This is a genomic window from Serratia sp. CY37869 (assembly GCF_052168895.1).
Lineage (GTDB): Bacteria > Pseudomonadota > Gammaproteobacteria > Enterobacterales > Enterobacteriaceae > Serratia > Serratia ureilytica.
Window position 1 is genome coordinate 34,154 of record NZ_JBJNLU010000003.1, and the last position, 21,594, is coordinate 55,747.

The window sequence follows — 21,594 nt, forward strand, 5'->3', positions numbered from 1 at the left end:
ATCCCTCACTTTCCGTCATCGACGGATTAAAACACCAACAGCATCAGGCAGGCAAACACCGGCACCGCCGCGGTCAGGCTGTCGATACGATCCAGTATGCCGCCATGACCGGGAATCAAATGCCCGCTGTCCTTGATGCCCGCTTCGCGTTTGAACATGCTTTCGGTCAAATCGCCCAGCACCGAAGCCAGCGCGGCGATCACCGAACAGGCCAGCAGCGTGGTCGGCACCACGTTCAGCGGCGCGTAGCGGCCGAACAGCCACGAGATCACCGCCGACGTCAGCAACCCGCCGATCAACCCTTCCCACGTTTTGCCCGGTGAGACCTTCGGCGCCAGCTTATGCTTGCCGAACAGCTTGCCGAACATGTAGGCACCGGAATCCGCGCCCCACACCAGCAACATCACGTACAACAGCCACCAGGCGCCGGTAAACGGGTTTTGCTCGTAGCCGAACTGGCGCAGCGCCAGCATGCCCCAGAAAAACGGCACGATGGTCAGCAGGCCAAACAGCAGGCGCAGCGGGCGCGAATTGCGCCAGATAGCGGCCGAGCCGGGATAGAACAACACCAACAGCAACGCCGCCAGCCACCAGGCCAACGATAGCCACAGCGAGCCGCTTATCTGCGGCACGGATTGATGGTAAGCGGGGACGCTGAGCATCATCAGCGCAAGCAGAAAACCGCACAGTATCGCCAACCAGATGCGCTGCGAACGGGAGGTAAAACCGGCCAATTGGCCCCACTCCCAGGCAGCTAACATGCACACGACGAGCGTTACCAGAGCAAAGGCCAACGGCGGCAACAGGAACAGCGCCGCGATAACGATCGGGATTAAAATCAGAGCAGTTATGAGGCGATACTTCAGCAAAAGTTCTCCCTAGGACGCATCGGCGCCGTTAGGTGTTGTTCCCCCGAAGCGGCGCTCACGTTGTGCAAATGCATTCAGCGCACCTTCAAAGACAAGTTCATCGAAATCAGGCCAGAGCACATCAGTAAAGTAAAGTTCAGCATAGGCGATTTGCCACAGCAGGAAATTACTGATGCGATGCTCGCCACCGGTGCGGATAACCAGATCCACCGGCGCCAGGTCGCTCATGCAAACCCGCTCGTTCAATAATTCCTCGCTGATCTGATCCGGGTGCAACTCGCCTACCCGTACCTGTTCGGCCAGTTCCCTTACTCCCTGAATGATATCCCAACGGCCGCCGTAGTTGGCAGCGATATTGAGCGTCAGGCCATCGTTATTTTCCGTCAGAGCTTCAGAGCGGCGGATCCGCTCCTGCAAACGCGCGCTGAATCGGCTGATATCGCCGATCACTCGCAGCCTGACGTTATGTTTATGCAGGCTTTTTACTTCACTATCCAAAGCGCGGACAAAAAGCTCCATCAGGGCAGAGACTTCCTGCACCGGACGGTTCCAGTTTTCGCTGCTGAAGGCATAAAGCGTGAGCGCATCTAAATGGTGGCTGGCGGCAAAACTGACCGCGCGGCGAACCGATTTCACCCCTGCTTTATGACCGAAGACACGTAACTTGCCCTGACGTTTGGCCCAGCGTCCGTTACCGTCCATGATAATGGCGACATGGCGCGGCCCCGGGGAAGATGGATTAGCCTCTTGTTGGTTTGCGGACGACATAACTCGTACTTATTTCCTCAATAGAAATATAACTGCCTTTCCGGAACATCAGGCCCTTACGCGCAAAAAAAGCCGTGTGCCCGACACGGCTTTCAGCCTGCCCTTGCGACACCCGGCGCAGCCGGGCCGCCATTGACGCACAAGGCGCCAATCGGGCCATAATTCAACGGTATAACCGCTGACAGGTGGCGCAGACTATACCACCTCAGCGGGGCATGAACAAACGGCCCCGCTGCGGCGCACGCGAATTACGAGCAAAATCGGATAATCACCGTGATCGGCCGCACAACGCGCGAACCCGCTCCTCAGCGGCGGCGCGCGCCTGACGGTCAATGTCTAAGACCGCTTCGATGCTCGTCGGTTCCTGCAGCGCGAGACGTTCCACCACCTGGCGATTGACCGCCGCGATATCGGTAAAGCGAATCTGCTGCTGCAAAAATGCCGCCACGGCGATTTCGTTGGCCGCGTTCAGCGCGGTGGTGGCCGCCTGGCCGGCATCAAACGCTTCGATCGCCAAATACAGGCAAGGATAACGCTCACGCTCCGGTTCGGCGAAGGTCAGCGAACCGATACGGCAGAAGTCCAGCGCCTCCACACCGGAATTCACACGCTGCGGATACGCCATCGCGTGAGCGATTGGCGTGCGCATATCCGGCGTCCCCAACTGCGCCAGCACGCTGCCGTCGGCATAGCGCACCATCGAGTGAATCACCGACTGCGGGTGCAGGATCACTTCCATTTGCTCGGCCGAGGCGTTAAACAGCCAGCGGGCCTCAATGTATTCCAGACCTTTGTTCATCATGGTGGCGGAATCCACCGAGATCTTGCGACCCATCGACCAGTTCGGGTGGGCGCAGGCTTGATCCGGCGTCATCGCGGCGAACTGTTCCAACGGCGTGGTGCGGAACGGGCCGCCGGAACCGGTAAGCACGATGCGCGAAACACCATGACTGTCCAGTGAAGAGTATCCCAACTGACGCTGAATGTTCTCAGGCAAACTCTGAAAAATCGCGTTGTGCTCGCTGTCGAGCGGCAGCAGTTGCGCCTGGCTTTGCCGCACCGCGTCCATAAACAGACGGCCGCAGGTGACCAGCGACTCTTTGTTGGCCAGCAGCACCTGCTTGCCCGCGCGGATCGCCGCCAGCGTCGGCAACAGCCCCGCGGCGCCGACGATGGCCGCCGTCACTTGATCGACGTCATCCAAAGCGGCCAATTCACAGGCCGCTTGTTCCCCGGCCAACACTTCGGTAGCGACGCCGTTCTCCGCCAGGATAGCGCGCAGCTCGCGCGCGGCGCTTTCATCCGCCATCGCGGCAAACGCGGGCCGAAATTCCATGCATTGCTGTGCCATGACCGTAACGTTGCGGCCGGCCACCAGCGCTTTGATCGCAAAACGGTCGAGATTCGCCCTGACCACGGCCAGGGTGCTGGTCCCTACCGAGCCGGTCGAGCCAAGAATGGTCAGTTGCTTCATGAGTTCACTCTGAATAACTGTCTGATGAGATCGGAGGTGCTCCAGTGTGGAACCTTGGACACCGCTTGTCCATGATCTTTCAGTACGATGAAACGGGATCTGCGCCACAAAAAACAAAGCGCCGCCCAGGCGACGCTTTTTTTCTGCGCGATGCTGATTAGAATTCCATCAGCTCTTTTTCTTTCTCCGCCAGCGCGGCGTCGACCAGCTTGATGTAAGCGTCGGTCATTTTCTGAATCTCGTCTTGTGAACGACGCTCTTCGTCTTCGCTGATCTCTTTATCTTTCAGCAGCGCCTTGACCTTGTCGTTGGCGTCGCGACGCACGTTACGCACCGCTACGCGGCCCTGCTCGGCTTCGCCGCGCACGATCTTGATCAGATCCTTACGACGTTCTTCAGTCAGCGGAGGCAGCGGAACGCGAATGTCAGAACCGGCGGAAGACGGGTTGAGGCCCAGATCGGAGCTCATGATCGCTTTCTCAACGGCTTGGCTCAGGCTGCGGTCGAATACGTTGATTTTCAGCGTGCGGGAGTCTTCCACGGTCACGTTGGCCAGCTGACGCAGCGGCGTAGCGGCGCCGTAGTATTCCACCATGATGCCGTCCAGAATGCTTGGGGAAGCGCGGCCGGTACGGATCTTGCTGATTTGGTTTTTGAATGCTTCTACGCTTTTTTCCATGCGTGAATCAGCATCTTTTCTGATTTCATTAGTCACGTTGCAAACCCTTGGAAGCTGGTTACTTGGCAGGCGATACTCAAGTATAGCCCGTAATCGTACTCGAAGAGCGCGCGGCGCCTGGCGTCACGCGCTCCGAAAAAGAGGTGTGAACAGTCTTATTTGCTGATCAACGTACCTTCGTTCTCACCCATCACCACGCGGCGCAGCGCACCAGGCTTGTTCATGTTGAACACGCGGATCGGCAGACCGTGATCGCGGGCCAGCGTAAACGCCGCCAGATCCATCACTTTCAGCTCGCGCTCCAGCACGTCCTGATAGGTTAATTGTTCATACAGCGTCGCATCCGGGTTTTTCACCGGATCGGCGGAGTATACGCCATCCACTTTGGTGGCTTTCAGCACCACGTCCGCTTCGATCTCGATGCCGCGCAGGCAGGCAGCGGAATCGGTGGTAAAGAACGGGTTGCCGGTACCGGCGGAGAAGATCACCACGCGGTTGTTGCGCAGCAGGCTGATAGCCTCTGCCCAGCTGTAATTATCACATACGCCGTTCAGCGGGATCGCTGACATCAGGCGGGCGTTCACATAGGCACGGTGCAGTGCATCACGCATAGCCAGGCCGTTCATCACGGTAGCCAGCATTCCCATGTGGTCGCCCACTACGCGGTTCATGCCAGCTTGCGCCAGCCCCGCGCCGCGGAACAAGTTCCCGCCGCCAATAACTACACCGACCTGAATTCCCAGTTCGACCAGCTCTTTCACTTCCTGAGCCATGCGATCCAAAACGCTGGCGTCGATACCAAAACCTTCTGCACCTTGCAGGGCTTCGCCACTCAGTTTAAGCAGAATACGCTGATATACGGGTTTTGCATTGGTTGCCATGGTGTTCTGTCCTAAGAAGCAGTATTAGTATTGGGGATTTCAGCCGATGAAACGCGCCTGAGGTGAGCATCACGCTGCAGGGCCTGCCACCGGTGTAATTCTGGCTGGATAGTATGGAACCGCCAGACGGCGGTTCCATCGACAGTCATTAAGACTGTTTGCTCATCGCGGCAACTTCAGCAGCGAAGTCGGTTTCGACTTTCTCGATGCCTTCGCCCACTTCGAAGCGAATGAAGTTGGTCACGTCAGCGTTGTGCTCTTTCAGCACCTGAGCAACGGATTTGCTCGGATCCATAACGAAAGGCTGACCGGTCAGAGAAACTTCGCCGGTGAATTTCTTCATGCGGCCTTCAACCATTTTCTCTGCGATTTCTTTCGGCTTGCCGGACTGCATGGCGATGTCCAGCTGAACCTGGTACTCTTTTTCTACCACTTCAGCAGACACGTCTTCTGGCTTCACGAACTCTGGCTTGCTCGCCGCAATGTGCATTGCGATTTGCTTAACCAGCTCTTCGTCAGCGCCTTTAGCCGCAACCAGAACGCCGATGCGCGCGCCGTGCAGGTAGCTGCCCAGCACGTCGCCTTCCAGGGAAGCAACGCGACGAATGTTGATGTTTTCGCCGATTTTTGCCACCAGCGCTACGCGCTCTTCTTCGAACTGTGCTTTCAGCACGTCAACGTCAGTGATTTTGCCGGCCATAGCGGCATCCAGCACTTTGTCGGCGAACGCCTGGAAACCGGCGTCTTTCGCAACGAAGTCAGTCTGGCAGTTAACTTCCAGAATGATGCCGTAGTTGCCTTCGATCTTGGTTTTGATCACGCCGTCAGCAGCTACGTTGCCTGCTTTTTTAGCGGCTTTGATCGCACCGGACTTACGCATGTTTTCGATTGCCAGTTCGATGTCGCCGTTGGATTCAACCAGCGCCTTCTTGCAATCCATCATGCCAGCGCCGGTACGCTCGCGCAGTTCTTTTACCAGGGCAGCGGTAATATCAGCCATTTATTTTTCCTCGGTTATCTCGCGTGGAGACAGTTCTCATTCAGATAAGCAAAGGGGGCCTTTACAGGCCCCCCTAACCAACATATGTCAATACCTGGTTAATAAGGGCTCAGTGACGAGCTTGCCTTATTATTCAGCTTCTACGAAGCCTTCTTCCGCCTGAACGGCCAGATCTTGAGAACGACCTTCACGCACAGCGGCAGCAACAGCAGTCAGGTACAGGTTTACTGCACGGATTGCGTCGTCGTTACCAGGGATGATGAAGTCAACGCCGTCTGGGTTGGAGTTGGTATCAACGATAGAGAATACCGGGATACCCAGGTTGTTGGCTTCTTTGATCGCGATGTGCTCGTGATCGGCATCGATAACGAACAGTGCGTCTGGCAGACCGCCCATATCTTTGATACCGCCCAGGGAGTTTTCCAGCTTGGCCAGTTCACGAGTGCGCATCAGCGCTTCTTTCTTGGTCAGCTTGTCCAGGGTGCCGTCTTGAGACTGGATTTCCAGATCTTTCAAACGCTTGATGGACTGACGAACGGTTTTCCAGTTAGTCAGCATGCCACCCAACCAGCGGTGGTTCACGAAGAACTGGTCACAGCTGTTCGCAGCGTCTTTTACCGCTTCGCTTGCTGCGCGTTTGGTACCAACGAACAGGATCTTGCCTTTACGGGAAGAGATCTTGCTCAGTTCAGCCAGAGCGGCGTTGAACATTGGTACAGTCTGCTCCAGGTTGATGATGTGAACCTTGTTACGAGCGCCGAAGATGAAAGGCTTCATTTTCGGGTTCCAGTAACGGGTCTGGTGACCAAAGTGAACACCAGCCTTGAGCATGTCGCGCATGGAAACAGTTGCCATGATTAAACCTCTATAGATTAATTGGGGTTATGCCTCCACGTATCCCATAACGCCGACCCTGGCGGCGACAAGTCACCTCAGGGCACCCCGGCGGATGTGCCGATACGTGTGTGTTATTTACACAAAATGAGTGCAGTTAAAGTATTTTCGGCTCATTCCCGCCAGGTCACAAGAACCAAGACACGGATCGCCGGCGCGCTTTATACCATAAACCCGCCGCCGACACCAACTTTTGTTGCGTTTCGCCGGGCGTCAGGAAATGAAATTTGGCAGCCCCCGGCCGGGCTGATACCATAAGTCACTGCTTCTTATTGTCGACGATAACGACACCTGCGGACGAATTTCATGGCAATCTCAATTAAAACACCTGATGACATCCAAAAAATGCGCGTGGCCGGCCGCCTGGCCGCCGAAGTGCTGGAGATCATCGAGCCGCACGTCAAACCTGGCGTGACCACCGGCGAGCTGGACCGTATCTGTCACGAGTACATCACCAACGAGCAGCAGGCCATTTCCGCCTGCCTCGGCTATCACGGCTTCCCGAAATCCGTGTGCATTTCGGTGAACGAAGTGGTGTGCCACGGCATCCCGAGCGACGACAAAACGCTGAAAGACGGCGACATCGTCAACATCGACGTGACCGTGATTAAAGACGGTTTCCACGGCGACACCTCGAAGATGTTCATCGTCGGCAAACCGACCATTCTGGGCGAGCGCCTGTGCCGCGTTACTCAGGAAAGCCTGTATCTGGCGCTGAAGATGGTCAAACCGGGCATCCGTCTGCGCACCCTGGGCAAGGCTATCCAGCAATTCGTCGAAGCCGAGAAGTTCTCCGTGGTGCGCGAGTACTGCGGCCACGGCATCGGCGAAGTGTTCCACGAAGAGCCGCAGGTGCTGCACTATGACGCGGACGACGGCGGCGTGGTGCTGCAGCCGGGCATGGCCTTCACCATCGAACCGATGGTCAACGCCGGCGACTACCGCATCCGCACCATGAAAGACGGCTGGACGGTAAAAACCAAAGATCGCAGCTTGTCGGCGCAGTATGAGCATACTATTGTGGTGACTGATAACGGCTGCGAGATAATGACGTTGCGCAAGGATGACACCATCCCCAACATCATTACGCACGAGATGTAAGCACCGCGGCGAACGCCGCGTGCAGAATATCACCAGGCCGGCTTATGCCGGCCTTTTTTATGGGCTGCGCACTATGTCTGACAATCTTCTTCAACAGGCGGCCCCGGCCGTGCCGATGCCGCCCGCCTCCCCCAGCGCCTACGGCGACGACGAGCTCACCTGCCCGGTGCTGAAACAGCGGCTGGAACAGTTTCAGCTGTGGCTGGCGGCGGCGTTCGACGCCGGCTCCAGTGCAGAAAGCCTGGTGGCGGCGCGCAGCGACTTCATCGATCGCCTGCTGCGCCGGCTGTGGACGTTCTACGGCTTTGAAGATATCCCGGAAACCGCGCTGGTGGCGGTCGGCGGCTACGGCCGCGGCGAGCTGCACCCGCTGTCGGATATCGACGTGCTGGTGCTCAGCCAGCGCCGGCTGACAGAGCAACAGTCGCAGCGGGTCGGCGAATTCATCACCCTGCTGTGGGATCTCAAGCTGGAAGTGGGCCACAGCGTGCGCACCCTGGAAGAGTGTCTGCTGGAAGGGCTGGCGGATCTGACCGTGGCCACCAACCTGATCGAATCGCGCATGATCTGCGGCGACGTCGCGCTGTTCCTGCAGATGCAAAAACATATCTTCAGCGACGGCTTTTGGCCTTCGCCGCAGTTTTTCCACGCCAAGATCAACGAGCAGCAAGAACGTCATCAGCGCTACCACGGCACCAGCTATAACCTGGAGCCGGATATCAAAAGCAGCCCCGGCGGCCTGCGCGACATCCACACGCTGCTGTGGGTGGCGCGCCGCCACTTCGGCGCCACCTCGCTGGACGAAATGGTCGGCTTCGGCTTTCTCACCCAGGCCGAACGCAACGAGCTGAACGAATGCCAGAGCTTCCTGTGGCGCATCCGCTTTGCGCTGCACCTGGTGCTGCCGCGTTACGACAACCGTCTGCTGTTCGATCGCCAGCTCAGCGTCGCGCAGCTGCTGCGCTATGAAGGCGAAGGCAACGAGCCGGTCGAGCGCATGATGAAAGACTTCTACCGCATGACGCGGCGCGTCAGCGAGCTGAACCACATGCTGCTGCAGCTGTTCGACGAGGCCATCCTGGCGCTGGACGCCACCGAAAAACCGCGTCCGCTGAACGGCGATTTCCAACTGCGCGGCGATCTGATCGATCTGCGTGACGAAACGCTGTTCATCCGCGAGCCGCAAGCCATCATGCGCATGTTCTACCTGATGGTGCGCAACCGCGAGATCAAAGGCATTTACTCCACCACCGTGCGCCAGCTGCGCCACGCGCGCCGCCACCTGAAACAGCCGCTGTGCACCATCCCGGAAGCGCGCGATCTGTTCATGGCCATCCTGCGCCATCCCGGCGCGGTGTCGCGCGCGCTGGTGCCGATGCACCGTCACAGCGTGCTGTGGGCCTATATGCCGCAGTGGGGCAAGATCGTCGGGCAGATGCAGTTCGATCTGTTCCACGCCTATACCGTCGACGAACACACTATCCGGGTGCTGCAGAAGCTGGAGAGCTTCGCCGATCCGCAAACCCGGCCGCGCCATCCGCTGTGCGTGGAGCTGTATCCGCGCCTGCCGCACCCGGAACTGCTGCTGCTGGCGGCCTTGTTCCACGATATCGCCAAAGGGCGCGGCGGCGATCACTCGATCCTCGGCGCGGAGGACGTGGTGGAGTTCGCCGAGCTGCACGGCCTCAACTCGCGAGAAACCCAACTGGTGGCCTGGCTGGTGCGCTGCCACCTGCTGATGTCGGTCACCGCGCAGCGCCGCGATATCCAGGATCCGACGGTGATCCAGCAGTTCAGCAGCGAAGTGCAGAGCGAAACTCGCCTGCGCTACCTGGTATGCCTGACGGTGGCGGATATCTGCGCCACCAACGAAACCCTGTGGAACAGCTGGAAGCAGAGCCTGTTGCGCGAGCTGTATTTCGCCACCGAGAAACAGCTGCGCCGCGGCATGCAAAACAGCCCGGATCTGCGCGAACGCGTGCGCCACCACCGGCTGCAGGCGTTGGCGCTGCTGCGCATGGACAACATCGACGAAGAGGCGCTGCACCGCATCTGGAGCCGCTGCCGCGCCGACTATTTCCTGCGCCACTCGCCGAATCAGCTGGCCTGGCACGCCCGCCATCTGCTGGCCCACGATTCCACCCAGCCGCTGGTGCTGGTCAGCCGCCAGGCGACGCGCGGCGGCACCGAGATCTTCATCTGGAGCCCGGATCGTCCTTATCTGTTCGCCGCCGTCGCCGGGGAGATGGATCGCCGCAACCTGAGCGTGCACGACGCCCAGATCTTCACCAACCGCGACGGTATGGCGATGGACACCTTTATCGTGCTGGAGCCGGACGGCAGCCCGCTGGCGCAGGATCGCCACGCGGCGATCCGCCAGGCGCTGCTGCAGGCCATCACCCAGCGGGAGTACCAGCCGCCGCGCGTGCGCCGCCCCTCTTCCAAGCTGCGCCACTTCAGCGTGCCGACCGAGGTCACTTTCCTGCCGACCCACACCGATCGCCGCAGCTACCTGGAGCTGACCGCGCTCGACCAACCCGGCCTGCTGGCGCGGGTGGGCGAAGTGTTCGCCGATCTGGGGCTGTCGCTGCACGGCGCGCGCATTTCCACCATCGGCGAGCGGGTCGAGGATTTGTTTATCCTGGCCGACGGCGAGCGGCGCGCGCTCGACCAAGAAACGCGCAGAAAGTTGGAGCAACGGTTGACAGAGGCCCTCACCCCAAACGATAAAATGTGATACAAGTAACTTTTTACCGACAACATCAGGAAAGAGAACAGCATGCAGCAATTACAGAACGTTATTGAAAGCGCCTTCGAACGCCGTGCGGACATCACCCCGGCGAACGTAGACACCGTAACGCGCGAAGCGGTAAACCAGGTGATCGGCCTGCTGGACAGCGGCGCCCTGCGCGTCGCCGAGAAGATCGACGGTCAATGGGTCACCCACCAGTGGCTGAAGAAAGCCGTGCTGCTCTCTTTCCGCATCAACGACAACAAGGTGATGGACGGCGCGGAAACCCGCTACTACGACAAAGTGCCGATGAAATTCGCCGACTACGACGAAGCGCGCTTCCAGAAGGAAGGCTTCCGCGTCGTGCCGCCGGCCACCGTGCGCCAGGGCGCGTTCATCGCTCGCAACACCGTGCTGATGCCGTCTTACGTTAACATCGGCGCCTACGTCGACGAAGGCACCATGGTCGACACCTGGGCCACCGTCGGTTCTTGCGCGCAGATCGGCAAAAACGTTCACCTGTCCGGCGGCGTCGGCATCGGCGGCGTGCTCGAGCCGCTACAGGCCAACCCGACCATCATCGAAGACAACTGCTTCATCGGCGCGCGTTCCGAAGTGGTGGAAGGCGTGATCGTGGAAGAAGGCTCGGTGATTTCGATGGGCGTCTACCTCGGCCAGAGCACCCGCATCTATGACCGCGAGACCGGCGAAATCCATTACGGCCGCGTGCCGGCGGGCTCGGTGGTGGTTTCCGGCAACCTGCCGTCGAAAGACGGTTCTTACAGCCTGTACTGCGCGGTGATCGTCAAGAAAGTCGACGCCAAAACGCGCGGTAAAGTCGGCATTAATGAGTTATTGCGTACTATCGACTAAATTGAAATAGCGGGTGATTCACCCGCTATTTTTTTGTCTGCGTTTCGCTGGCAGTCACAGTCGCAGATCTCGCTTTCCGCCATAATCGCAGTCGTGGAATATAACGATCACATCTAAAGAGGGCGCAGTATGTACGATAACTTGAAGAGTTTGGGCATCAATCAACCGGAAGACGTCGATCGCTATAGCCTGCGACAAGAGGCCAACAACGACATCCTCAAGATCTATTTCCGCAAGGACAAGGGCGAGTTCTTCGCCAAGAGCGTGAAGTTCAAGTATCCGCGCCAGCGTAAAACCGTGGTGGCGGACAACGCCGGCCAGGGCTACAAGGAAATTCACGAGATCAACCCGAACCTGCGTTACGTGATCGACGAGCTGGATCAGCTGTGCCAGCGCGATCAGGTGGAAGTGGATCTGAAGCGTAAAATCCTCGACGACCTGCGCCATCTCGAAGGCGTGGTGTCGCACAAGATTGCCGAGATCGAAGCCGATCTGGAAAAACTCACCCGCGGCAAATAATGCGGATCGGTTGACCCGCATCATCGTTAAGGCGCCCTTTTGCGGCGCCTTTTTACGTTATGACTGCAGCAGCGTGCCCCACTGCTCGACCCACGGGCAGGCGGCCACTTCCGGCTCCGGCTGTTCCATCGCATCGATTTCCAGCACTTCGCCAACGCGGGTGGCGCCCTGTTCCTGCAGCAGCGCATCGAACGTGCGCCCGGCGCCGCAGAAGTGGTCATAGCTGCTGTCACCGAGGGCGATCAGCCCATAGCGCAGCTCCGGCTGATAGCCAACCTGATCGCGGATAGCGTGGAACAGCGGCGCGATGCTGTCCGGCAGATCGCCCTGCCCGGTAGTGGAGGTGATCACCAGCGCGTAGTGCTGACGATAAAACTGCCAGGCCTCCAGCGTGCCCTCTTCGAACAGTTTGACCTCATGGCCCTGCTCGCTGAGGATGTTTTGCGCCTCTTCCGCCACCAGCAGCGAATTGCCGTAGACCGTTCCCACGAAGATACCAACCTGAGCCATGGCTCCTACTCCCTTCATTACCTTTAAAAATTGTCAGCTATCCTGACCGTTAGCCGCGTTAAACTCAACCCCGGCAAGTTCAGGGAATACCCCCGCCCAGCCGAACTGCGCCATCACCCCTTGCCAGGCCTCGTCCCAGCGCGCCGTTACCTGCAGCGGCTCGCCGGTCACCGGGTGCGTCAGCTGCAGATGGCTGGCGTGCAGCATCAGGCGCGGGCAACCGAAATGCTGCGCCATCCCGCGATTCTGCCGCAGATCGCCGTGCTTGCTGTCGCCGATGATCGGGTGGCGCAGGTGCGCCATATGGCGCCGCAGCTGATGTTTGCGGCCGGTTTCCGGCTGCAGTTCCACCAGACTGTAACGCGCGCTGTCGTAGCGGCCGACGGCCACCGGCATCTCTACCTGCGCCAACGGCCGGTAGTGCGTCACGGCCGGCTGCGGCCCCTTGTCGGCATCGGCATGTTTATCGGCGATTTTATCCAGCTCCGCCGTCAGCGGGTAGTCGAGGGTCGCCTCCTCCTGCACGTAACCGCGCACCACCGCATGGTAGGTTTTCTGCACCTGATGCTGCTCGAACTGCTGCGACAGCAGGCGCGCCACCTCGCTGGAGAGCGCCATCAGCAGCACGCCGGACGTCGGACGATCGAGACGGTGCACGGTAAAGACGTGCTTCCCGAGCTGATCGCGCACCGTCTGCATCATAAAGCGAGTTTCATGACGGTCCAGCCAACTGCGGTGCACCAACCAGCCCGACGGTTTGTTCACCGCCACCAGGTGTTCATCCTGATACAAAATCTCAATCACATCGCATTCCCAGGTCAATAGCCGTTTCGGGCGCGAGTATAACAGGCATGAGACGCAACGCTAGTTCACCCATTCGATGGTCACCAGGCGCGTATCGGCGCGGCCGCGATCGTCCACCGCCCGAATGCGGTAGCGCCCGTTGTTGATCGGCCGCCAGTCGATCGGTTTTTTACTGGCGCTGCTGCCGAGATAGATATCGTCGACGAACCAGTACACCGTCTTGCTGTCGGCGTCCGTCACCGCATTGAAGGCGATTTTGTCCCGTCCCTGTTGCGACTGGCGCAGGGTATAAGTGGTGTTTTTCAACGGCGAGGTGATGCGCGGCGCGTTGCCGCCGACGGCGATGCCGTTGTCCTTGCAGCGATTGACCGGCGGCGCCCGCTTCGGCAGCCCGGCCTGGGCGAACACGTTGGCCAAATCGGAAGGCCAGAATTCAAAAATTTCGGTGCGGGTCTGCGCCGCGTCATACGGCGGGCAAACAACCTCGCCGCTGTGAATATCCAGCACCACCGGCCGGTAGACGCTGTCTACCTTGATCGGCGACTTGCCGGGAATGAACCAGGTCTTGCCCTTTTGCTGGCACCACGGCGTCGGCAGATCGCCGCTGGCGAGACAGATGTCTACCCGCCGCAGCCGCTTGGGGAACGGATGTTTCGGTTCCCGCAGGGCGGGATAGCTGGCGTTGACGCTGTCGATGATATTGAAAAACAGCGGCGCGGCCGCCTCGGCGCCGACCAACGCATTGTTGCCGCGCCCATCGAAGTTGCCTTCCCACACCACCAGCACGTAAGGGCCGAAAATCCCGACGCTCCAGGCGTCGCGAAAGCCCCATGAGGTCCCGGTCTTCCAGTACACCGGCAGCGACGAAGAACGCTGCGCCAGCGTATCGCCCGGCCGCCGGTGCTGGCGCAGCATATCCAGCGTGATGAAACTGGCCTCCTCGCTCAACAGCCGCACCGGCCTCGGTTCACCCTCGTTCAGCCGCAATCGCAGCGGCCGCAGCTCGCCGCGGTTCGCCAGCAACGCGTACAGCTTCGCCAGCTCCTGCGCCGTCACCTCGCCGCCGCCCAGCACCAGCGACAGTCCGTAGTGGCTCTCATTGGCCATATTGGCGACGCCGGTCAGGCGCAAAAACTGATAAAAGGTCGGCTGACGCAGCTGTGAGGCGACATAGACCGCCGGGATGTTACGGCTGAAATTCAGCGCGTCGGTGGCGGTCACCGGGCCGAGAAAACGCCGGTCGAAATTTTCCGGCGCATAGGCGCCGAACGACGAAGGCACGTCTTTCAGAATGGTCATCGGATGCAGCACGCCCTGCTCCATGCCCAGCGCGTAGATGAACGGCTTCAGCGTCGATCCCGGCGAACGCTTGGCGTTGGTGCCGTTCACCTGCCCCTGGATCGGACGATTGTAATAGTCCGCCGAGCCCACCAGCGCGCGCACCCCCATATCGCGGCTGTCCACCAGCAGCACCGCGGCGTTTTGGATGCCGCGGCTGCGGTTGCGGGCGATAAAAGCGTTGACCTGCCGTTCGACCAGCCGCTGCAGCCCGGCGTCCAGCGTCGTGTCTACGCGGGTATCGCGCTGCACCAGTTGCTGCGTCTGCAGGCGCAGCTGTTCGATAAAGTGCGGTGCGATATAAGGCACTTGTTCAGGCTGCCGCAGCGCCAACGGCAGGCGGAACAGCGTTTGCTGGCTGGCGTCGGTGGGGTAAACCCGCTGCCAACGCTGGAACAGACGATTGCGCGCCTGCGTCAACGCCGCGCCGAGCACGCCGGTTTTCGGCTCCAGACGGTAGCTGGGTGACTGCGGCAAGACCGCCAGCGTCAGCGCCTCCGGCAGAGTCAACTCCCGCGGCGGCTTGGCGAAATAGATCAGGCTGGCGGCGCCGATGCTTTCAATGTTGCGGCCGTAGGGCGCGTAATTCAAATAGGCTTCCAGGATATCGCGCTTGGAGTAGCTCAGTTCCAGCTGCACCGCACGCAGCACCTGCAACACCTTGCCGCCCGGCGTACGGGTATTGAGATGCCAGCGCATCCGCGCCAGCTGCATGCTGATGGTCGAACCGCCCTGCATTTTGCCGCCGGCGACATAGCTGCGCCAGAAACCGCGCATCAGGCTGACAGGGTTAAAGCCGGGGTTATAGTAGAACCAACGATCTTCGTGCAGCAGCAACCCGCGCACCGCCAGCGGCGACACTTGCTCCAGCGGGGTCCACAGCCGGTAGCGATCGTCGTTGGCCAGCGTAATGCGCAGCAGCGCGCCGTGCCTGTCGTAATAAACGGAAGACTGCGGCAGCCCCTGCCACAGGGGCGGATGCGGCCACAGCCGAATTGCGGTCAACAGCAGCGCCAGTAAAAACACCGCCATCAAGCCGTTTTGCAGCACGCGCCCGGTCAGGATCTTCATACGTTCTCAGCATTCCGGCGCCAGACGCTGGCCTGGCGCCGGATACGGCCTAGTCGTTGCCCGCCGGCACCACCACCAGCTTGCCGCCGCCGGCCGACATGGCCTGCACTTCTCGGTCATACATGGCTTCGCCGTAGGCCGGTGGAATAATAAAGCTGCCGGTATTGGTGGCCTTGATCTGATAGACGAACTCCTGCACCTCGGTGCCGGCGCTGCCGTAGATAATCACCCGATCTTCACGGATGTCGCTGTAATCCGGCGCCCAGGTGGAGCCGGTGGCGGCCAGCGGCGACTGCCAGCCGCCGCGATCGTCGCTCTCCTCACCGGCATCGGCCGGTTCCGGCGGCGTCTGCTGCACCACTTCGAACCCGCCCGGCAGCAGATCGACAATCGCCAGGTTGCTCTGCCCCTCTTTCGAGTTGGCGCGCACCTTCAGATGGACGTTGATCTTCTGCCCCAGCGTCACCTGCGTCACCGGTTTGCCCTGTTCGTCGGTGTACTCGCGGACGATCTCAATCCCGCGCGACAGCGCTTTTTGCGGCGCGTTCAGATCGTAACCGGCCTGCGTCACCACATACCAGGCCGGCGCGCTGCCGCCGTTGGTGAAGCGCACGGCGGTGGCATCGGCGTTGAACTGCCCCTGAACGAACAGCCCCTGCAGCTCACTGATGCGCTGCGGGTCGCCGCCGCTTTTGCCCACCTGCACGATGCCTAACGCGTCCGCATTGGCGGATTGCGCCGCCACCTGGGCCGAATAGCTTTCCAGCGCCAGGATGCTCATTGCAGAGGAGTAGGTGGTATAACGCTCTTCCTTCAGTGCCTTGACCATATTCTCCAGCACCTGCGGCGGAATCGACGCCACCTTCTCAGGGAAGTGACGGGTAATCAAATACAGCCGCGTCGCATCCTGCACCAGCGGATCGAAATAGTTCTGCGTCCACCAGGCGCTGTCATAGGCTTTGCTCAGTTGCTGCCAGCTGGGTTGCAACAGCGCGGCGGCTTCGTCGTCCATCTTCAACAAACGATAGGAAGAGGCCAGATACAGCGCGCTCAGATCGGTTTTCCACCCTTCGCCATAGCGTTTTTGCAGCGTATCCTGCACGGCCGCCAGCGAGTTGGTGGTCACTTCGCCCTGCAGCGTCAGCAGGTAGACCGCCCAACTACGCAGGCGCAGCAGATACAGATCATCGAAACCGCTGGCCGCCAGCTCGCGCAGCGCGCCGTTAGCTTCGTCCAGCATGCCTTCCGGCAGGGCGTAACCCGCCGCTTTGGCTTCGAGCAGATATTGCACCACATAAGGCGTGACGAAAGGATCGGCATCCGGCGACGAACGCCAGGCGCCGATCGCCCCGCTGTCGTTCTGACGGGCGCGCAGCACGCCCAGCAGGTTGCGCAGCTGCTTGCTGACTTCCGCCTGGCTCAGGCTGCCTTTCATCTCTGGATGGCGGCTCTGCAACATCAGCGGAATGGAACGGCTGACGATCTGCTCGGAACAGTAATACGGATAATCCGCCAGGTATTGCGCCAACCCGCTGGTCAGCACCAGCGGCGAATTCGACACTGCCGCCCGGCGCTGCGCGAAAGCGTCGAACATCTGGCGCAGGCCATCGACGTTCTGGCTGCCGCCGCTCATGCGCCCCATCACCGATTGAGTACGGTACGGCGCCGCCGGCCGCACCGAGGTGCTGACGGTGCGACGGCTGGCCTGGTCGCCGTAACGGGCGTCGAACACCAGCGGCGCATCGCCCAAAACGGCTTTGGCGCGCAGACGGAAGGCGATCACGCCCTCGCGTTTTTCCGCTAGCGTCAGGCTTTGCGTCGCGTTGCCCACCACCTCCAATTGCGGCGGCGGCGTCAGCAGGACGTTGATGGCTGCCGACTGGCCGTTCAGCCCTTCGAGGTTGTTGCTGACGCCCACGCTGACGTCGAACTCATCGCCCGGCGCCACCATCGCCGGCACGTTCGGCGTCATGATGAAGCTGTCGCGCACCGTAGCGGCGGTTTGCGCCTTGCCGATTTTCTCCGGCGTCACCGAAATCGCCATGACGCGGATCTTGCCGTTGAAGTAATCCGGCACCGGATAGACGAACTGTTTCTCGCCGCTGACCTCGGTAATGCCGGACCAATAGGCCACCGGCTTATCGCGCTTGCGCTTGAACGGGTTGAGGTTGAGATCCAGCCCTTCGCCCGCATCGCCGCCCGGCGCCGCGGTCAGCGCCATCAGCTTGCTGAATTCCGGCAGGATCAGATCGAGGATCTGCGAGCTGCTCACGTTCAGTTCGCGCTTGCTGAAGAAGAACTCCAGCGGATCCTTCAGGCGATAACGCGCCACCTGCAGAATACCCTCATCGACGGCGAACAGCGCCACCTGCTGCGGCGCATCGGTCTTGACCGTCATCGTCAGGTTTTCACCCGGTTTGATGACCTCCGGTGCCGTCACCTCAAGGCTGTTTTGGCGCGCCTTGGTACTGATCTTGAACGGCATCACGCCATAGCTCAGCGGGCTCATGAAGATCTCGCTGGAGTTGATGTCGCGCACGAACTGCACGTTGATGTAGCCGTTGCCCTCCATGCCGGCCGGCACGCGGATCGTCTGCACCGAGCTGGTGGTGTCGGTGTGGAACCACTGCCAGGCGTAAACCTTGTCCTTCTCGATGGTGATCAAGCCGCTGCCGGTATAGGGCGCGTTAATCGCCACCTCGATCTCTTCACCGGGCTGGTATTCCGCCTGGTTGAGTTTTAGCTTCAGTTCGGCGTTGCGATCCAGCGAACGACTCAGGTTGGCGTTGCCGGCCACGCTGTAGGCGACGCGGTTGAGCGTCTTGCCCTGCGCATCTTCGATCACCAGCACGAAGTCGCCCGGCTTATCGGTCGCCAGCCGCAGCTCCGCGCCCTGATCGCCCAGCGCCAGCGGCTGTTCCGAGAGCTGCACTTCCTTCATCTTCGACTGATATTTGTAAACGCCCGAATCCTGTTTGGTCAGCACCGAAATGTATTTCTGTTCGATCAGCACCTGCTTCAGGTTCGGCATGGCGATCTGTTTCAAGGCCGGATCAATGGCGATCACATTCAGATGCCGCTCCGCATCGCGATTGATGTAGCCCAGATCGCCGTCGGCCTTCACCCCAATCAGGTAATCGTAAGGCGAAACCAGCGTACGGGCGGTAGCCGCCACCGAGCGACCGCCGCCGGCAACGAACGCCTCCGACAACAGCTGCAGCTGATAAGTGGCGTCGGCGTAAGATTTCAGATCGAGCGGAATATCAGCCGCGCCGTGTTCATCGGTGGTGCGATCTTCCAGCTCGGTTTCGAACCCGTCGCTGTTTTGTCGGTTTTCGTAGAACGCATAATCCGGGAAGCGATCGAAGCTCGGATACATTGGCCGCAGCGTCAGCCTGGTGGTCACACGGCGATCTTGCGCCGGGGTGCCGAACAGGTTCTGCACATCGATGCTGGCCTTCAGCTCAGACGGCTTGACCCAGCCTTGCTGGCGGTCCGGCGTCAACGCCAGCTTCACTTTCAGTTGATCCGGCTCGAACTCCTTCACATTGACTGCGGTATGGCCGAGCAGCGTGGAGGTGTCGTTGTTTTTGCCGATCAGATACAGATAAACGTTCCACTCGCCGGTGGGCGAGTTTTCATCGGTGGTATAGCTCAGTTCGTTGAAACCGCTGGCGCCCAGCGTCAGCGGCACGGTGGACATCAGCTTGTCGCGCGGATCGCGAATTTCTGCGCGCACCGGCACACCGGCGAGGCCAACGCGCCAGTCGGCGGCGCGAGTGATCAGGCCGATATTGAAGGTGTCTCCCGGCCGATACACGCCGCGGTCGGAGAACAGGTAGCTGCTGAGCGTGCGCGGATCGGTCGGCGTTTGTTCACCGGCAACGTCGAAGCGCGAGAAATCCAGCCCGCGATCGTTAGAGCTGCCGGTCGGCAGGAAGGAGACATCCCCTTCTTTCTCCACCAGGAACATCACCGGCTGGCGCTCGTTGGTGTACACATCCAGCGCCGGGAAACGCACGTGGCCGTCGGCGCCGGTGGTTTGGCTGAGCAGCGTCACGCCGTTTTTGGCCACCACCGATACGTTGGCGCCGCTGACCGGCGCACCGCTTTGGATCGACTGCACGAAGACGTCGCGCGTCTTATCCTGCGAGCTCTTGGCGACGATGCCCAGATCGGTCACCACCACAAAACGCGAATCGCCGACGTCGGGCTGCTCTTCCCCTGCGCTCTCGTCCTGTTCCTGCTCCTGCTCGGCGCCCGCCTCTTCCGCCGCCGGTTTGCGATTCGGCTGCCATTCCGACAGCGTCAACAGAAACACCCCACGATGGGAACTGGCGTTGGTGGAGAGATAGCGGGAAAGATCGATGCCCTGATAGTTCACTTCCCCCGGCCGCTCGTTGTTGAGCGCCGTCTGGTATTTGAAATGCTCGGTGAAATACTCATCGTTGAGCCGGTTGAATTCCGTGGACGAGTATTCCCGGCTTTTGAAGGAAACAATGTGCTGCAGCTGACTCGGGATCACCCGCTTGATGTCCAGCCGCAGGCCCGCCACGTTGCGCGCCGCCACGCTGATCTGCTTGTCGCCGTTGACCGACAGCAGCGAGCCCTGCGACATGAACTGCAGCGATTTCGGGAACTCCGGCACGTCGACCACCCGATAAACCTTCTTCGGCATTTTGTAACCGCCGGCGGAGACCAGCTGGTTATCGATCTCGAGCAGCATAAAGCGGTGCGCCGGGGCGTCAAAACGGAAGCTGAACTGCGGCTGATAGGCCTCTTCCGCCTCGTTAAGCGTCAACGGCAGCGGCGTCGCCTGCGCCAGCACGTTCTTGCCGACGCTGTCTACCGTCCATGGGTAAAAGTCTTCAGCATCATTGGCGGCCTCGGCATCGCTCGGATCGTGCTGCGGCAGCAGCCAAGCTTTCGCGGCCCGCGCCAGCTCTTTATCCTTCACCGCATCGCTGAAACCAACCACCAGCGCACGCTGCCCTTTGCCGCCGTCGGTGTCCACCACCTGGGCGCTGGCGTCGCTCAGCGCCAGGCTGTACAGGGTGGGAACCTTGACCCAGTTGCTTTTCGCCTCTTCGACCGCGTTGCCGGCCGCCGTCGATTTAACGCCCTTGCCGACGGTCAGATGTACCGCGCCGCCCTGATCCAGCGCCTGCAGCGGCTCGGAATGCACCCAGGCGTTCAGTTTTTTCTCGTCATAGACCAGAGAGAAATTCAGCTTCTTCTCGGAGGTGGCGCTGCCTTCTTTCAATCCCAGCGAAATCTGTTTTTCAAAGCTGGCGACGTCGACCGGCGCGTTGAACTGCAGATTGAAAATCGCGCTGCGTTTCTGCGCATTCTGCGGATCGCGGTAGTACTCGGCCTGCCCCAGACGGTAGTCGAACGCAGGCACGGTGAAGGCATAGCGGGTTTTGGCGAGTTTGACCTGCGGCGCCAGCAAGGCGGCGGGCTCGAGGGTCACGTCATATTTCGCGCCCATCGGCAGCGGCTTTTTCGGCGTGAACACCAGCGTCGATTCATTGTTCCACGCCCACTGTCCTTCCGCCGTCGGTTTGAGGGTGATGCCGGCGCTCACGGTTTTGCCCACCGCGGCGATCGGCGCGACCGAGCCGCTGAAGGCCAGGCTCACCGTTTGTGGCGCTTGCCGGGCGGCGGTGTAATCTATCGGCGCGGGGTTAGCCAGCGATGCGCTGACCTCCTGAACCACCATCGGCGCCGGTTCGATCGGCTGAGGCCGATTTTGCCACCAGTGCCAACCGTAAAACGCGCCGCCCGCGGCGCCTGCCAGCAGCAGCAGGCCCAGACCGATCGCTTTCGGATGTTTATCCACGCCGCTTTCCAGCCGCAGAAAACCGCGCGGCAGCGCAGCCCACCAGGCCGGCGCGCGCCAGCTGAGGTTGCCGACCAGCGGTCTCAGCAACCGCCCCAACAGCGACAAGACCCCACCCAACAGGCGGCAAACGCCCTTAACCAGGGTAAAAGGCAAACGAAGGATAAACCTTAATAAATCCATTATTGCAGCACCTCATCATCCTAATGCAGCCCCCGGTCAACCGCCGCGGTTTAACCG

The 21,594-nt window shown here is 60.3% G+C and carries 15 protein-coding genes; 4 read left to right on the top strand and 11 right to left on the bottom strand.

Annotated elements, in window-relative coordinates:
- Positions 1-26 precede the first annotated feature (26 nt).
- From cdsA to rpsB, 7 genes are all read right to left on the bottom strand, one after another.
- Positions 27-869 (bottom strand): phosphatidate cytidylyltransferase, encoded by an 843-nt coding sequence (gene cdsA, locus ACJ8J1_RS15780; RefSeq protein WP_033644875.1) that lies wholly within the window; start codon positions 867-869, stop codon positions 27-29.
- A gap of 9 nt (positions 870-878) precedes the next feature.
- On the bottom strand, positions 879-1,637 hold the full coding sequence (ispU, locus tag ACJ8J1_RS15785; protein WP_033644874.1) for a (2E,6E)-farnesyl-diphosphate-specific ditrans,polycis-undecaprenyl-diphosphate synthase: 759 nt from the start codon (positions 1,635-1,637) through the stop codon (positions 879-881).
- A 268-nt stretch (positions 1,638-1,905) separates the two neighbouring features.
- Positions 1,906-3,111, bottom strand: a complete 1,206-nt coding sequence (ispC, locus tag ACJ8J1_RS15790; protein WP_033644873.1) for a 1-deoxy-D-xylulose-5-phosphate reductoisomerase — start codon at positions 3,109-3,111, stop codon at positions 1,906-1,908.
- Positions 3,112-3,268: 157 nt separating this feature from the next.
- On the bottom strand, positions 3,269-3,826 hold the full coding sequence (gene frr, locus ACJ8J1_RS15795) for a ribosome recycling factor (protein ID WP_025160240.1): 558 nt from the start codon (positions 3,824-3,826) through the stop codon (positions 3,269-3,271).
- Between the two features lie 119 nt (positions 3,827-3,945).
- Complete coding sequence (pyrH, locus tag ACJ8J1_RS15800) at positions 3,946-4,671, bottom strand: UMP kinase (RefSeq protein ID WP_004931940.1); 726 nt, start codon at positions 4,669-4,671, stop codon at positions 3,946-3,948.
- A gap of 148 nt (positions 4,672-4,819) precedes the next feature.
- Complete coding sequence (gene tsf, locus ACJ8J1_RS15805; protein WP_033644872.1) at positions 4,820-5,671, bottom strand: translation elongation factor Ts; 852 nt, start codon at positions 5,669-5,671, stop codon at positions 4,820-4,822.
- 129 nt (positions 5,672-5,800) lie between these two features.
- Positions 5,801-6,526 carry a 30S ribosomal protein S2 gene (rpsB, locus tag ACJ8J1_RS15810; RefSeq protein WP_016929891.1) on the bottom strand — a complete coding sequence of 242 codons (726 nt, stop codon included), beginning with the start codon at positions 6,524-6,526 and terminating at the stop codon, positions 5,801-5,803.
- Between the two features lie 345 nt (positions 6,527-6,871).
- Here rpsB and map point away from each other — a divergent pair, with 345 nt between their 5' ends.
- From map to ACJ8J1_RS15830, 4 genes are all read left to right on the top strand, one after another.
- Positions 6,872-7,666 (top strand): type I methionyl aminopeptidase, encoded by a 795-nt coding sequence (gene map / locus ACJ8J1_RS15815; protein WP_028127527.1) that lies wholly within the window; start codon positions 6,872-6,874, stop codon positions 7,664-7,666.
- 73 nt (positions 7,667-7,739) lie between these two features.
- Positions 7,740-10,403, top strand: a complete 2,664-nt coding sequence (glnD, locus tag ACJ8J1_RS15820) for a bifunctional uridylyltransferase/uridylyl-removing protein GlnD (RefSeq protein ID WP_033644945.1) — start codon at positions 7,740-7,742, stop codon at positions 10,401-10,403.
- Positions 10,404-10,445: 42 nt separating this feature from the next.
- Positions 10,446-11,270 carry a 2,3,4,5-tetrahydropyridine-2,6-dicarboxylate N-succinyltransferase gene (dapD, locus tag ACJ8J1_RS15825; protein ID WP_004931932.1) on the top strand — a complete coding sequence of 275 codons (825 nt, stop codon included), beginning with the start codon at positions 10,446-10,448 and terminating at the stop codon, positions 11,268-11,270.
- 129 nt (positions 11,271-11,399) lie between these two features.
- Entirely contained in the window at positions 11,400-11,789 is a 390-nt protein-coding gene (locus ACJ8J1_RS15830; protein ID WP_004931929.1) for a DUF3461 family protein, read from the top strand.
- A 57-nt stretch (positions 11,790-11,846) separates the two neighbouring features.
- Here the strand turns inward: ACJ8J1_RS15830 and ACJ8J1_RS15835 are convergent, their stop codons facing one another.
- From ACJ8J1_RS15835 to ACJ8J1_RS15850, 4 genes are read right to left on the bottom strand one after another with little or no spacing between them, the layout of a single operon-like run.
- The gene (locus tag ACJ8J1_RS15835) at positions 11,847-12,299 is read right to left on the bottom strand and encodes a flavodoxin (protein WP_033644870.1); all 453 of its coding nucleotides are present in this window, start codon (positions 12,297-12,299) and stop codon (positions 11,847-11,849) included.
- Positions 12,300-12,332: 33 nt separating this feature from the next.
- On the bottom strand, positions 12,333-13,103 hold the full coding sequence (gene truC, locus ACJ8J1_RS15840; protein WP_033644944.1) for a tRNA pseudouridine(65) synthase TruC: 771 nt from the start codon (positions 13,101-13,103) through the stop codon (positions 12,333-12,335).
- A 60-nt stretch (positions 13,104-13,163) separates the two neighbouring features.
- Complete coding sequence (gene pbpC, locus ACJ8J1_RS15845; RefSeq protein WP_033644869.1) at positions 13,164-15,512, bottom strand: penicillin-binding protein 1C; 2,349 nt, start codon at positions 15,510-15,512, stop codon at positions 13,164-13,166.
- Positions 15,513-15,561: 49 nt separating this feature from the next.
- Positions 15,562-21,537: an alpha-2-macroglobulin gene (locus ACJ8J1_RS15850; RefSeq protein WP_033644868.1), complete on the bottom strand. Its 5,976-nt coding sequence runs from the start codon at positions 21,535-21,537 to the stop codon at positions 15,562-15,564.
- Positions 21,538-21,594 lie beyond the last annotated feature (57 nt).